The organism is Anoxybacillus sp. FSL W8-0104 (assembly GCF_038004465.1).
Classification (GTDB): domain Bacteria; phylum Bacillota; class Bacilli; order Bacillales; family Anoxybacillaceae; genus Anoxybacillus; species Anoxybacillus flavithermus_G.
This window is the reverse complement of record NZ_JBBOQU010000001.1, coordinates 1,360,540-1,373,422: the sequence shown is the minus strand read 5'-3', so window position 1 is coordinate 1,373,422 and position 12,883 is coordinate 1,360,540. Positions and strand designations below refer to the sequence as shown.

Below are 12,883 nucleotides of genomic sequence, written 5' to 3'. Positions count from 1 at the left end.
GGAGGGAGAAGATGAAAAAAAATATTCAAGCAGTAGAGAAGCAGTTTTTACAGTATGTCAAAAAAATAATGGCATATAAGGAAGCGATTTCGCTTATGTATTGGGACTTACGTACAGGGGCGCCGAAGAAAGGGATTGACCAACGCTCGGAAGTGATCGGGATGTTATCACAAGAGGTGTTTCATATGTCAACGTCCGAGCAAATGGCCGCATATATTGCGGAACTTTCAACGAAGTCTGTACAAGAACAAGTATCGTCGGTCACTCGTTATACGTTAGCAGAATGCCAAAAAGAGTATGAACGCAACAAAAAAATTCCTGCTGATGAATACAAACAATATGTCATTTTACAATCAAAAGCAGAGAGTGTGTGGGAAGAAGCGAAAGCGAAATCTGACTTTTCGCTTTTTGAACCATACTTAAAGCAACTTGTTGATTTCACAAAACGCTTTGTCACATATTGGGGGACAAATGGACACCCATATAATACGTTATTAGATTTATACGAACCTGGTGTGACTGTCGACTTGTTAGATGATGTGTTTTCAAAATTACGCAATCATATTGTTCCGCTCGTTCAACAAATTAACGAGTCGCGAAACAAACCGAAAACGAACTTTTTATTTCAGTCATTTCCGAAAGAAAAGCAACGAGCGTTTAGTCTAGTCCTTTTAAAAGAATTAGGCTATGATTTTGATGCAGGACGACTTGATGAAACTGTACATCCTTTTGCGATAACGTTAAATGAAGGGGATGTCAGAATTACAACAAAATATGACGAAAACGATTTTCGAACAGCAGTATTTGGTACGATTCATGAATGCGGCCACGCTCTTTATGAACAGAACATCTCTAAAGAATGGGCAGGTACACCGCTTTACGATGGTACGTCGATGGGCATTCATGAGTCGCAGTCGCTGTTTTATGAAAACTTTATTGCTCGTCATTATTCGTTTTGGAAGCGATATTATAGCTTGCTACAACAATATGCTCCGCATTTTGTTGACATTTCATTGGATGATTTTTATTGCGCAATTAATGAGTCCAAACCGTCTCTTATTCGCATTGAAGCGGATGAGTTGACGTATCCATTACATATTATTATTCGATATGAAATGGAAAAAGCGTTGTTTGATGACGCAATTGAAGTAAGAGATCTACCACATATTTGGAATGAAAAATATGAGGCGTATTTAGGTGTTCGTCCAAAACGTGATGCAGAAGGGATTCTTCAAGATGTTCATTGGGCTGGGGGAAGTTTTGGTTATTTTCCGTCATACGCCCTCGGATATATGTATGCCGCCCAGTTTAAATACGCAATGGAGAAAGAGTTGACAAATATTGATCAGTTGATTGAAAACGGGGAATTCGGGCGTATTCGAGAGTGGCTTACAAACCATATTCACCAATATGGAAAGACGAAAAAGCCGCTTGAGATTTTGTATGAAGTAACTGGAGAGGGGTTAAATCCAACTTACTTGATTCGCTATTTGGAAGATAAATATAAACATATTTATCGATTATAAAAAAAAAGTAACTATTCAGCCACATCATAAAGTGAGCTGAATATTTTTTGCTTTTCCTGTCTATGATGTGAATATTGATAGACAAGGAGGTGAATCGCATGTTGACGGTACAACAAGCTGTATTTACAGTTGAAAGCTTAATCAGCAAAGTCCAACAACAAAAGCAGCTCATTACTCACCAACAACAAGTCATTGAGCAACTGTTGAAAGAAAACAAACAGCTACGCAAAGAAAATGAACAACTGAAGTACCGTGTTCAAGAGCTGGAAGCACGCACGAAAAAAAACAGCTCCAATAGCCATTTGCCCCCATCTTCTGACCGTTTTGCCAACACACGTTCTTCTCGTCAACCATCTGGCAACAAGCCAGGCGGACAAGAAGGACATCAAGGAACGACGCTCCGTCAAGTGGAACATCCACATCATCGTGTCGTCCACCGTGTGCATACGTGTCAAGGATGTGGGGTTTCTTTGCGTGACGTCAAACCGTTCAAAGTCGATATCCGTCAAGTGTTTGATGTCCCTCCTGTGGCGATCGAGGTGACACAACATGAACGTGAAGTGAAATCGTGTCCGCATTGTCGATGCGTGCAACAAGCCGAATTCCCATCCCATGTCACGAATCATGTGCAATACGGTCCACGCCTTACTGCGCTCGTTGTTTATTTACATCATATCCAATTGATCCCGTACAAGCGTTTAAGTGATACAATCGAAGCGTTATATCAACACTCGATTAGTACAGGAACCCTTGCCAATATGGTGAAACGAGGACGCGAAGCGCTGGAATCAAATATGGACATCATCGAAGACGCCTTACTTGAATCCAACATCCTGCATGTCGATGAAACGAGTTTGCGCATCAATGGGAAACTCGCATGGGTGCATGTCGCGTGTACATCGAGATATACATACTTGGCTTCTCACGCTTCTCGTGGAAAGAAAGCAACGGATGAGATCGGGATTCTTCCACAATACAAAGGGACGATGATGCACGATGGGTTCGGTACGTATCCGAAATACACACATGCCACCCATGCCCTTTGTCATGCCCACCATTTGCGTGAGTTAAAAGGATTCATCGAACAAGGGCATACGTGGGCGATGCGCATGACCACGTTTCTGTTAGCCGCCAAGCAAGCCGTCGAAGCCCATCACGGTGCACTTTCCGAAGAAGAAGCGAGACGGTGGGAACGAGTGTATGATCGCATCCTAGAAAGAGCACAACATCGATTGGAAACGATGACACCTCTTCCGAAAAAAGCACTCGCTTTTGTTCGACGGCTTCAGAAACGAAAGGAAGAAGCGTTGCGTTTCTTACGTGAAGTACATGTTCCCTTTGACAACAACCAAGCCGAACGCGATCTTCGCATGGTTAAAGTCAAAGAGAACATTTCGGGTACGTTTCGCGTAGAAACATTCGCCCAGTCTTTTTGTATCACAAGAAGCATCGTTTCCACACTGACGAAACACGAAAAAAACGTGTGGGATTCGTTATGTCTTCTGTTGACGGGTGACACGCTTGATCGCGTTCTTTCTACCACTTAGGGCATTTTCTATTACGGGGATGCCCTATTTGTGTTGCGCTTCTTTACATACTACTATCGGAGTGAATAGTTACAAAAAAAACCGGGCAAACGCCCGGTTTTTTTTACCAAAGTTTAAATCCTTTTGAGCCAGGAGGTGCATTTTGGATCATATCGATAAATGGAACAGTATATGCAATTAAAATGAGTACAACAGTAATGCCGATCCATAATTTCCAGTTTTCAAATACGAGTGGTGTACGCTCAGCCTGTTCAGCAACTTCAGCAACTGGAAACTCTGTCTCACCTTTTGGAGCGAAAAATGCTAAGTTTGTAACGATAATGAGCACAAGAATAATACCGATGAATAAGATTGTCCCGCCAACTGCTTGAGCGATTTGGTAAGGAATCCACTCTAGCGCTTGTGGTGCATCTCCGTATGTTGAAAATGCTGAACGGCGAGGAGCGCCAAGCAACCCTGCAAAGTGCATTGCACCAGACATGAAAATCATACCAATCGACCAAACGATCGTTTGAATGATCGCTAAACGGTTCATCGCTTTTGTCATCACACGTCCTGTTAAATGTGGGATGAGCCAATAAGCTGCACCAAAGAATGTCAATACAACGGTTGTCGCTAATGTTAAGTGGAAGTGGCCCGTTACCCAAATCGTGTTATGAACAACTTGGTTTAATTGATGTGATGCGTTGATAAGACCACCGGCACCAGCAGGGATAAAGAACAACATACCGATAAAAGGTGCAAAGAAACGAGCATCACCCCAAGGGAGTTTACGTAACCATCCGAACAATCCTGTTGCCCCTTTGGAGCGACCGTACATCTCAAACGTTGCAAACATCGAGAACGCTGTCATTAATGATGGAATAACAACCATAAACGTTAAAACAACTTGTAAGTATTTCCAAGCTGGATCGATTCCAGGCTCCACAAGTTGATGGTGGAAACCGACAGGAATCGAGAAAATTAAGAATAAAATGAACGACATGCGAGCAAGTGAGTCTGAAAACATTTTTCCGCCAATAATTTTTGGGATAATCACATACCAAATCATATATGCAGGCAATAACCAGAAATAGACGAGCGGGTGACCAAAGTACCAGAACAATGTTCGGCTCACAAGTACGTTAATGCGATCGACATAACCTAATGACCAAGGAATAAGTTGGAATAATACAGTTGCTGCAACACCGAGCGAGCAAACGAGCCATAACACCATGTTAACAACAGACATGAACGTAAGTAACGGACTTACTTGACCAGGATGAGCTTTTTTCCATTTTGCATAATGAGCGAACATCGCAAATCCACTCACCCAGCTACCGACAACAACAAGTGTTAAACCAATATAAAAACCCGCGTGTGCTTGTAGTGGTGCATAGAATGTATATAAAACAGAAGCTTCACCAATTAAAATGTAAAAGGCAGTAATTGCTGTACCAATTGTCATGAGCCAAAAACCGACCCATCCCCAAAAGCGTGCGCGATCAGAAAGCGTTCCAGCCGTCCGACTTACAGCTGCAAATTGAAAACCGATAATGAAAAATGTAGTTAAAACGAGTCCAAGCAATACGCCATGCGTTGTTAAAATTGTATAATAGCTAATGCCTGCCGGTAATTCTAGTTTTCCAGAGCGTACAAGTACTTGTAATAGACCAGCGAGTCCTCCTAACGCCAGAGCAACGAAAGCGACATAAATATGGGCCATGGCTAATTTGCCATCACGTGCATCTACTTTCCAAGTTCCGTTCATCATTGTTCAACCACCTTCACTTTCGCCGTCATTAAGTGGTGACCGGCACCGCAATATTCGTTACACAAAATGACATACTCACCGACTTTATCGAATGTTTGTGTGTAGCTGCTTACATAACCAGGTTCAACCATCATATTTACGTTTGTTCCGGCCATTTCAAATCCGTGAATGACATCTTTCGTTGCTACGTTGATCGTTACTTTTGCTCCTTTTGGAATTTCGACTTGATTTGGCGTGTACGCAAATGCAGAAGCAACGATATTGAGTTGATATTCATTGTCTCCAGTTTTAATAAGACCAGGTTTATCAAATGGTGGTGTTTGATCGACTTTTTCCGGATCGATCGTTGTTAAACAGCTTGGCGGCTGTGTTCCTTGTGCGAATGCACCAACTCCTAAGACAGCTAAAAATACAAATAATGAACCGATGCCGAAAAACAGCCAAATTTTTTCATATTTATGCATGTGCATAACGTCCCGTCTCCTTTCTCTCTATAAACGATTCAAAAACAAGAAATATACGCTTACCCACGTGAAAATGAGGAAAAATCCTAAAAATAAAACAGAAGCGAGCGTTCCTTTCAATGTAGGCTCTTTCTCCACTTTTGTTTTTGGGGTGTTTGTGTTTAATTGGGTTTTCATTTTTATTCCTCCCTCCCTAAATAAACCTTAATTAGAAATGTATACACTTACATCATACAAAACAATTTGCGAAATGAAACGCTTTCTTCGTACATTTCACAAATTGTTCATTCGTTACTTTACCATCATCATAACCGTAAAAATAAGGAGTAGCTGTGACTTTTGTCACACAAATTTTGTGAGGTTGTGAAAAAAGTGTGAAATATTTAGAAAAAGATGGATAAAAAATAAAAAAGAAGCTTACAAACGCAAGCTTCTCTTTGCACTTATTCGTTATCAATTGTTAAAATAAGCTGCAATTCTCCTTTATTTTCAAAGTGAATCGGCACGCGAAATGCTTTATCAAAACCGTAAATTCTTGTTTGACCAACAAGAACAGTAGGAGGAGTGATATCGATTGTAATTCCTTTTTGAGATACGATCGTTGCTAAGTTTCCTGCAATCATATTGCCGAGCTCACCGGTAAATGATTCGAGCATTTCACCTTCTAAAGGCATGCCGAACATCGTTTCTCCGATACTTCCAAATATCGTTTCATGCCCTTCAATCATTAGGCGTCCCCGTAAGTCTCCGGTCATCCCAATCAATACATTAATGGACGTTTGAGTGAAAGGTTGTGTAAACAATGAAGGTTTTTCGATTGTCATTGCTAGCGGGATGACAGAGCGAATCGATTCGATCGTTCCGTTTAAAATCGTTGTAATTTTCTCATCTAAAGCCATAACAAGCCCCCTTTTTCTTCATCATAACAAATTTTTCGTTTCGATTACATCATTTTTCGACAAATCTAGACAAAGAAAACATAAAAAAACATAGTGACGAAACAATAAATTGCGTTATAATGGAAGTGCACAACAACATACCTCCTTTCAAAACGTCGAAAGCTTTCCTCCTATTGTGGTGAGGGAGGCTTTTTTACTTAAATTGTTTTTAAGAAAAAACGGGATTTGTGTTTCGCAAATTGAACATTTTGTCGTACATCCAGGTGGTAAATTCGTGTAGAGGAACAGGCGCTACGTTTATTAAAATCCCCTCATAAGTAGGGGGATTTTATTTTTCTGTGAACTACAGTAAAATGAAGGTAGATTTTTTAAAAGGGGTATGGGGAAAATGCATATGACAAAAACACAATCATTGCAACAATGGTTATATTGTCTCATCGCACTTCATGACGAATTTATCAAAAGAGGTGACATGACTCAAGCAAATAAAACAAGACAATTAATTAAAAAAGTGTATCATAAAGAGTTTACGATTGCTCTTTGTGGACACTTTTCTGCAGGAAAATCTAGTTTAATTAATGAGTTGATCGGTGCTCAGCTTTTACCGTCTAGTCCAATTCCGACAAGTGCAAATCTTGTGAAAGTAAAAACAGGGAAACCGTATGCGCGTGTATATTATAAATCTGGCGAACGGATTGAATATACGGCTCCTTATGATTACGACGAAGTGAAAACGTTTTGTCGGGATGGCGACGCCATTGACATGATCGAGATTAGCGATGAAACAGAGGTGATTCCGTCCGGAATAGTACTTATGGATACACCAGGTATTGATTCAACCGATGATGCTCATCGCTTGGCGACAGAGTCGGCACTTCATTTAGCGGACGTCATATTTTATGTGATGGATTACAATCATGTTCAAGCGGAATTGAACTTCGAGTTTACGAAGCGTTTGTCACAGTATGGAAAAACGCTATACTTAGTTGTGAATCAAATTGATAAACATCGTGATGAAGAACTTCTATTTTCACAGTTTACTCGTTCTGTCGAGGAATCGTTTCAGCAGTGGGGCATCACATTTGAACGAATATTTTATACGTCGCTGAAACAAAAAGATAATATATACAACGAACTTGAGACATTAAAACAATTATTGCAGTCACTTTTTAATGAAAAAGAGGAACGACTTCATCAAAACATCCATATCGCTGTCGACCAAATGATCGACGACCATATGCAGATCGTCATCGCTCAACAGGAAGAAGAAAAGCGAAATATACGTCAGTTACTCTCGTTTGATCATGAACATGAGCTTCTTGCAAAACTTGAAGAAATCGAGCGAGTGATTGATCATATTCATACAACGTGGACAAATGCTAAGCAACATATTGAACAACAGTTGGAAACAACGTTACACAACGCATATGTGATGCCTTATGAAACACGAGAGTATGCGCGTGCCTATTTAGAAGCGTGTCAACCTGATTTTAAAGTCGGTTTTTTATTTACAAAGCAAAAAACAGAGGAAGAACGTAAAAAGCGGTTGCATGCGTTTTATGAAGATTTACATCAAAAAATCGAAAGTCAGCTTGAATGGCACATCCGTGACTTATTGAAGCAGTTTTATCAACAATATGATGTTCACGACCATGAATTATTGCATCGTATTCAACAATTAACCGTCCCGTTTTCAGAACAATGGATTGTTGAACGAAAACAAAATCAACCAGTTGTCACAGGCGATTATGTATTAACATATACGAACGACATAGCAAACGAAATGAAACGGTTATATCGCGATGCAGCTATTCAACTTGTCGAACAAATCATTGAGAAGGGAAAAGTACAACAAAAATTGAGTATGTATCAACAACAACTCAATAAGTTGATGGGGGAACGGGCATGCTGGGAGCAATTGAAGCAACTTGCTCGTGAGCGTGAACATACGCGTCAACAATTGCAAAAAGTCGTCGAAAATGCCAATTCGTTAAGCGATGATGCTGTTTATCCGTTTGTTCATGAGACGTTTACAATAAGAACAAGCAGTGAAAGCAAAGAAGAAGTTCCACATGGAAATGAATCAACGCAAGAACAACATCCAATTCAAACGGTGCAAATAGAAAATGAGACGACCGAGCAAATGATCGAAAAATTGCGGACGATTAGTCAAATGATCGCCCCAATTAAAGGAATGAAACAGCTAGCAAATGAAATGGAAGTAAAAGCTCAGCAGCTTCAACGACGGACGTTTACGATTGCTTTGTTTGGCGCCTTTAGCGCAGGAAAATCTTCATTTGCAAACGCGTTAATCGGTGAACATGTCTTACCTGTTTCGCCACATCCGACGACGGCAACCATTAACAAAATTGTTCCACCAACAGGTGATCGTCCGCATGGAACCGTTGTCGTACAAGTAAAAACGGAACAGCAGCTTTTAAACGATTTACAACACTCTTTGCGCTTTTTCGGTATGCAAGTTCATTCATTACAAGAGGCGATCGAAGAAAGTAAAAAAGCTATTCGTAATGAAGCTGTTGATGCTAAGGAACGAGTGCATTGGGCGTTTTTACAAGCCGTTGTGCGCGGATATGAACAAATGAAAGAAAAGCTTGGACAATTGCTTACGATTTCACTTCAGCAATTTCATGAATATGTAGCGAATGAAACAAAATCGTGTTTTGTTGAATGGATTGAGCTATATTATGATTGCCCATTAACGCGCGAAAACATTATTCTTGTCGATACACCAGGCGCGGACTCTGTTAACGCTCGTCATACAGGAGTTGCATTTAACTACATTAAAAATGCTGATGCGATTTTCTTTGTCACATACTATAACCATGCGTTTTCAAAAGCGGATCGCGAATTTTTAATTCAGCTTGGTCGAGTAAAGGATACGTTTAGTTTAGATAAGATGTTTTTCATCATTAATGCAGCGGATTTAGCACATACAATAGAGGAATTACAAGCTGTTGTTCACTATGTGAAAGATCAGCTTTTACAATTTGGTATTCGTCATCCTCGTCTTTTTTCGCTATCAAGTAAATGGGCGCTCGCAGAAAAGAAGGGAGAGTTGTGGAAACATGATGTGCTATCCAATTCGGGAATGGACGCATTTGAGCAGGCGTTTTATCCGTTCATTAATCAAGAGCTTAGCTCGCTAGCGCTTGCTTCCGCTCGTTTGCAAATAAAACAAGCGCAAAAGCGACTAGCAGAATATATTGCAGAAGCAAAACAAAGCGATGAAACAAAACGTAAAAAGTTGCACATATTGCACCAAGAGCAACAACAGCTTGAGCGGATTATCGAACAATACGAAGCAAATCACGACGTTCATGCGATCGAGCAAGAATTAAATGAATTAGTTTATTATATTCAACAGCGCGTCTTTTTTCGTTTACCGGATTGGTTTAAAGAGTCGTTCAATCCCTCTGTTCTTCATGATCGACAGAGCAACATAAAAAAAGCGTTACAATTATGTTTGGATGAATTTTTATATTCCATTGGATTTGATTTGGCGCAAGAAATGCGTGCAACTAGTTTGCGAATCGAAGCATTTATAAGCAAACGTTATGATCTTCATTTTATGGCGTTAGAAAAACAATGGAAGGAAGTTCATGATCTCATTGTAACAAAAGCGGATCTTCCTGTTTTTCCAACAATGGAATTTCCACTTGCTTTTGAACAACTAGATCGCAACATGTTTAAAAAGGCATTAGCGTTGTATAAAAACGCAAAATCATTTTTTGAAAAAGATGAAAAACGATTGATGAAAGAAGAATTGGAACGGCAATTGCATGAACCGGTAAAAGCATATATAACTGAGCAGAAACAGCGTTTGCTTGTTCACTATAAGGAGCAATGGAATATAATGATTGAGCAACTTCACCATCATATGCGTGAGCAATTGAATGAACATTTCACCGGTTTAAGTGCTGCTTTAACAGCCCAAGCGTCAATAGATGAATTACAACATATTTATGACACGATTGGAGGAATGAATAATGACTGAAGTTCACCGAGCGATTACAGCGCATTCGCAAAAACAACACGCACTCGTTCGGGCATTTGTCGAGCTAAATACGAAACGGGAAACATATATTGAAGAAGCCATTGCCTTATGTCAACGAGGAGAGTCATTTTCTGTACAAAAAATTAATGAAGTGACAAAACAAATAAATGAACTAGCGAAAAATGGAATTGTACCACAGCGAAAATATGTAACAGTTGACATGGTAAAGGAGTATGTCCAAAAATTAAATAACAAATCGTCGTAGTGTGAAACGTCCCGTTCGCGCATACTATCTGTGCATCATGTATAAAAGGAGGATAAAGCGATGGGACGAACAAAATTTGGAAATGCTAATGCCCAACGAAATAATAATGCGAAGCATAAAAACGAATTAAAAACGGAATTTGCTTCATATGCTGAAGTGGAAGTAAAAAAAATGAGCAATGAGCATAAAAATATTCGATAAGGAGGCGCACATGCGCCTTTTCTTATGAGATGACAAATAGAAGGGTAGGTATGTTGATGAAAAAGTGGATGGCCATCATCGTTTTATTTAGTTTTTTTGCATATATGTTTTGGGAACATACGGCGGAGAGACAAACAATCAAAACAGGTATTCATATTGGCATGAAGGCCCCAAACTTTTCTTTAAAAACGATTGATGGGAAAACCGTACAACTTTCACAATTACGCGGAAAAGCAGTTATTGTGAATTTTTGGGCAACATGGTGTCCGCCTTGTCGTGCAGAAATGCCAGATATGCAGACATTTTATGAACAGTATTATAGACAAGTAGAAATTGTAGCCGTAAATGTGATGGTGCGAGATTCGCAAGAAAAAGTACGTGAGTTTATTAAGGATTACCATTTAACGTTTCCAGTTGTGCTAGATGTTGATGGCAATGTGATGAAACAATATGACATTCAACCGATTCCAACATCGTTTATTATCGACCGTCAAGGAATAATTCGCGAAAAACAAATCGGTCCTATGTCATATGAGCAAATGGTACAGTATGCAGAAAAATGGGGAAAATAGCCGAGGAGTCGGCTATTTTTTGTATATTTTTCATTATGTTTGGAAAAGATAGAAAAAAACAAAAAGTAGGTGAATACATCATGCGAAAAATAAGAAAACGGACATTTGCAGAACTCGTCATGGAAAATAAAAGACAACTATTAAATGATGTCAGCGCATTAGAAAAACTGGAAGAAAAAATGGAAACACGTTGGCTTCATAAAGCAGAGTAATATAGCCATACTACAAGGGAGAGGGGGATGAAAAATGGGTAATCCAAAAAGTAATCAACAGCCATTTGTGCCGCAACATATCGGAACGAAACCGCGATCAGCAGGTGGCAATAAAGGAAAGCAAATGCAAGATCAATCTGGTCAACATCCACAAGTCATTCAAACGAAGGGTGAGTAAGGGCGAATATTCGCCCTTATTTAAGTTTACATAATTTTATTATGATAAACGAATTAACGTGCATAATATAGAAAAATCGTACATGATAAAGGATGTATATTTATTTCGATGAGGAGGATGAATAATGAAACTAAATTATGATGATCGTCGCGATAATGTAGAAAAGTTACAAGACATGGTAAAAAATATGCTTGAAAATATTGAAAAGACGGAAGAGTCAATGGCGTTTGTTAGTCCAAAGGAGCGGGAGAAAATTAGGGAAAAAAATCATCGCCGTGAAGAAGCAATTGAGGCGATGCGTGCAGAGATTAAAGACGAGGCAAGAGCACGAGAAAAAGGATACGAATTGTAAAAGCTGCATATGTGCGGCTCTTTTTTTTCTGCTTTTCCTATGTTTATGGTAAAATAGTGATAAAGTATCGTTATGTTGGAGAGTGGGAAATGATGGTCATTTCACAAAAAGAGATTGAAGTGCGTTACGCAGAAACGGATCAAATGGGGATTGTTTATCATGCGAATTACTTAATTTGGTTAGAAATAGGACGAGCTCATTTTATTCAACAGCTTGGTTTTCAATATGCTGATATGGAGAAAAGAGGGATTGTGTCCCCAGTTATTGATTTGCAAATTTCTTATAAGAAGCCGTTACGATATGGGGAAATAGCTACGATTAAAACGTGGGTGGAATCATATGATGGTATTCGGGTTGTTTATGGATACGAAGTATTGACCCCGACAAATGAAATCGCAGCAACAGCAACTTCAAAACATGTTTGTGTGACAAAAGAAACGTTTCAACCAGTTTTAATCAGAAAATATTTTCCAGATTGGCACGAGGCATACGAGCGGGCAAAAAAAAGATAAAGGCGGGATCCCCCGCTTTTATCTATATGTGAATACCGGCTCGTTTTGCTTTTCATCAAATTCAATATGTAAATCGTGACCGTCAAAATACCACATATCGTTTTGTTCAACAAAAAAGATGACGCCGTTCTTTTCTAGTGTAACTGCAGCATCGATCGGCTCTTCCTTATTTACTCCTAAAGAAAAACCTTTTTGTACATTGCTACATCCGCCATATCGAGCAAAAAAACGAACATAGTCCCCGCGCTGTAATTGAAGTTCTTCTTTATACCACTGAAATGCTTGATCACATATAAATATGTTCATGACATTCACCACCTTTCATAAATGATTATAAAAGAACGAGAAATATTTTTCTATTTTGTACATGCCATTCGAGAAAAAATA

The 12,883-nt window shown here is 39.4% G+C and carries 15 protein-coding genes; 10 read left to right on the top strand and 5 right to left on the bottom strand.

Annotation, left to right across the window (positions count from 1 at the left end):
- Positions 1–11 precede the first annotated feature (11 nt).
- The gene (locus tag NST18_RS07340; RefSeq protein ID WP_004890289.1) at positions 12–1,526 is read left to right on the top strand and encodes a carboxypeptidase M32; all 1,515 of its coding nucleotides are present in this window, start codon (positions 12–14) and stop codon (positions 1,524–1,526) included.
- Positions 1,527–1,624: 98 nt separating this feature from the next.
- A complete protein-coding gene (gene tnpC / locus NST18_RS07335) occupies positions 1,625–3,073 on the top strand; it encodes an IS66 family transposase (protein ID WP_088223283.1) in 1,449 nt (482 codons plus the stop codon).
- Between the two features lie 103 nt (positions 3,074–3,176).
- Here tnpC and NST18_RS07330 read toward each other — a convergent pair whose 3' ends face one another.
- From NST18_RS07330 to NST18_RS07315, 4 genes are all read right to left on the bottom strand, one after another.
- Complete coding sequence (locus NST18_RS07330) at positions 3,177–4,826, bottom strand: b(o/a)3-type cytochrome-c oxidase subunit 1 (protein ID WP_064214400.1); 1,650 nt, start codon at positions 4,824–4,826, stop codon at positions 3,177–3,179.
- Complete coding sequence (locus NST18_RS07325) at positions 4,823–5,296, bottom strand: cytochrome c oxidase subunit II (RefSeq protein WP_035018632.1); 474 nt, start codon at positions 5,294–5,296, stop codon at positions 4,823–4,825. The genes NST18_RS07330 and NST18_RS07325 overlap by 4 nt, the downstream gene beginning before the upstream one ends.
- Before the next feature lie 21 nt (positions 5,297–5,317).
- Positions 5,318–5,467: a cytochrome c oxidase subunit 2A gene (locus tag NST18_RS07320; protein ID WP_003396066.1), complete on the bottom strand. Its 150-nt coding sequence runs from the start codon at positions 5,465–5,467 to the stop codon at positions 5,318–5,320.
- Between the two features lie 266 nt (positions 5,468–5,733).
- Positions 5,734–6,189, bottom strand: coding sequence for a chemotaxis protein CheX (locus NST18_RS07315; protein WP_004890295.1), 456 nt, complete (start codon positions 6,187–6,189; stop codon positions 5,734–5,736).
- 379 nt (positions 6,190–6,568) lie between these two features.
- On the opposite strand from NST18_RS07315, the gene NST18_RS07310 reads away from it, so the two are divergent.
- The 8 genes from NST18_RS07310 (at position 6,569) to NST18_RS07275 (ending at position 12,496) form a co-directional block, all read left to right on the top strand.
- Positions 6,569–10,204, top strand: a complete 3,636-nt coding sequence (locus tag NST18_RS07310; RefSeq protein WP_064214399.1) for a dynamin family protein — start codon at positions 6,569–6,571, stop codon at positions 10,202–10,204.
- Positions 10,197–10,469 (top strand): YpbS family protein, encoded by a 273-nt coding sequence (locus tag NST18_RS07305; RefSeq protein ID WP_004890299.1) that lies wholly within the window; start codon positions 10,197–10,199, stop codon positions 10,467–10,469. The genes NST18_RS07310 and NST18_RS07305 overlap by 8 nt, the downstream gene beginning before the upstream one ends.
- 60 nt (positions 10,470–10,529) lie before the next feature.
- Positions 10,530–10,670, top strand: coding sequence for a hypothetical protein (locus NST18_RS07300; RefSeq protein WP_088223298.1), 141 nt, complete (start codon positions 10,530–10,532; stop codon positions 10,668–10,670).
- Positions 10,671–10,720: 50 nt separating this feature from the next.
- Positions 10,721–11,242 (top strand): peroxiredoxin family protein, encoded by a 522-nt coding sequence (locus NST18_RS07295; protein ID WP_004890304.1) that lies wholly within the window; start codon positions 10,721–10,723, stop codon positions 11,240–11,242.
- Positions 11,243–11,322: 80 nt separating this feature from the next.
- Positions 11,323–11,454: an FbpB family small basic protein gene (locus tag NST18_RS07290; protein WP_077428929.1), complete on the top strand. Its 132-nt coding sequence runs from the start codon at positions 11,323–11,325 to the stop codon at positions 11,452–11,454.
- Between the two features lie 34 nt (positions 11,455–11,488).
- Positions 11,489–11,632 carry an acid-soluble spore protein N gene (locus NST18_RS07285; RefSeq protein WP_004890310.1) on the top strand — a complete coding sequence of 48 codons (144 nt, stop codon included), beginning with the start codon at positions 11,489–11,491 and terminating at the stop codon, positions 11,630–11,632.
- A gap of 124 nt (positions 11,633–11,756) precedes the next feature.
- Positions 11,757–11,984: a small acid-soluble spore protein Tlp gene (gene tlp, locus NST18_RS07280; protein WP_004890313.1), complete on the top strand. Its 228-nt coding sequence runs from the start codon at positions 11,757–11,759 to the stop codon at positions 11,982–11,984.
- A gap of 92 nt (positions 11,985–12,076) precedes the next feature.
- Positions 12,077–12,496 carry an acyl-CoA thioesterase gene (locus NST18_RS07275; RefSeq protein ID WP_004890314.1) on the top strand — a complete coding sequence of 140 codons (420 nt, stop codon included), beginning with the start codon at positions 12,077–12,079 and terminating at the stop codon, positions 12,494–12,496.
- An 18-nt stretch (positions 12,497–12,514) separates the two neighbouring features.
- Here the strand turns inward: NST18_RS07275 and NST18_RS07270 are convergent, their stop codons facing one another.
- On the bottom strand, positions 12,515–12,802 hold the full coding sequence (locus tag NST18_RS07270; RefSeq protein ID WP_035018635.1) for a HesB/YadR/YfhF family protein: 288 nt from the start codon (positions 12,800–12,802) through the stop codon (positions 12,515–12,517).
- Between the last annotated feature and the right edge of the window lie 81 nt (positions 12,803–12,883).

What these genes read in the sequence shown, in the direction of transcription:
- NST18_RS07295 (WP_004890304.1), top strand. Translation starts at nt 10,721, where the DNA reads ATGTTGATGAAAAAGTGGATGGCCATCATCGTTTTATTTAGTTTTTTT.
- NST18_RS07325 (WP_035018632.1), bottom strand. Translation starts at nt 5,296, where the DNA reads ATGCACATGCATAAATATGAAAAAATTTGGCTGTTTTTCGGCATCGGT.
- NST18_RS07305 (WP_004890299.1), top strand. Translation starts at nt 10,197, where the DNA reads ATGACTGAAGTTCACCGAGCGATTACAGCGCATTCGCAAAAACAACAC.
- NST18_RS07330 (WP_064214400.1), bottom strand. Translation starts at nt 4,826, where the DNA reads ATGATGAACGGAACTTGGAAAGTAGATGCACGTGATGGCAAATTAGCC.
- NST18_RS07285 (WP_004890310.1), top strand. Translation starts at nt 11,489, where the DNA reads ATGGGTAATCCAAAAAGTAATCAACAGCCATTTGTGCCGCAACATATC.
- tlp (WP_004890313.1), top strand. Translation starts at nt 11,757, where the DNA reads ATGAAACTAAATTATGATGATCGTCGCGATAATGTAGAAAAGTTACAA.
- NST18_RS07315 (WP_004890295.1), bottom strand. Translation starts at nt 6,189, where the DNA reads ATGGCTTTAGATGAGAAAATTACAACGATTTTAAACGGAACGATCGAA.
- NST18_RS07290 (WP_077428929.1), top strand. Translation starts at nt 11,323, where the DNA reads ATGCGAAAAATAAGAAAACGGACATTTGCAGAACTCGTCATGGAAAAT.
- NST18_RS07300 (WP_088223298.1), top strand. Translation starts at nt 10,530, where the DNA reads ATGGGACGAACAAAATTTGGAAATGCTAATGCCCAACGAAATAATAAT.
- NST18_RS07270 (WP_035018635.1), bottom strand. Translation starts at nt 12,802, where the DNA reads ATGAACATATTTATATGTGATCAAGCATTTCAGTGGTATAAAGAAGAA.
- NST18_RS07275 (WP_004890314.1), top strand. Translation starts at nt 12,077, where the DNA reads ATGGTCATTTCACAAAAAGAGATTGAAGTGCGTTACGCAGAAACGGAT.
- NST18_RS07310 (WP_064214399.1), top strand. Translation starts at nt 6,569, where the DNA reads ATGGGGAAAATGCATATGACAAAAACACAATCATTGCAACAATGGTTA.
- NST18_RS07320 (WP_003396066.1), bottom strand. Translation starts at nt 5,467, where the DNA reads ATGAAAACCCAATTAAACACAAACACCCCAAAAACAAAAGTGGAGAAA.
- NST18_RS07340 (WP_004890289.1), top strand. Translation starts at nt 12, where the DNA reads ATGAAAAAAAATATTCAAGCAGTAGAGAAGCAGTTTTTACAGTATGTC.
- tnpC (WP_088223283.1), top strand. Translation starts at nt 1,625, where the DNA reads ATGTTGACGGTACAACAAGCTGTATTTACAGTTGAAAGCTTAATCAGC.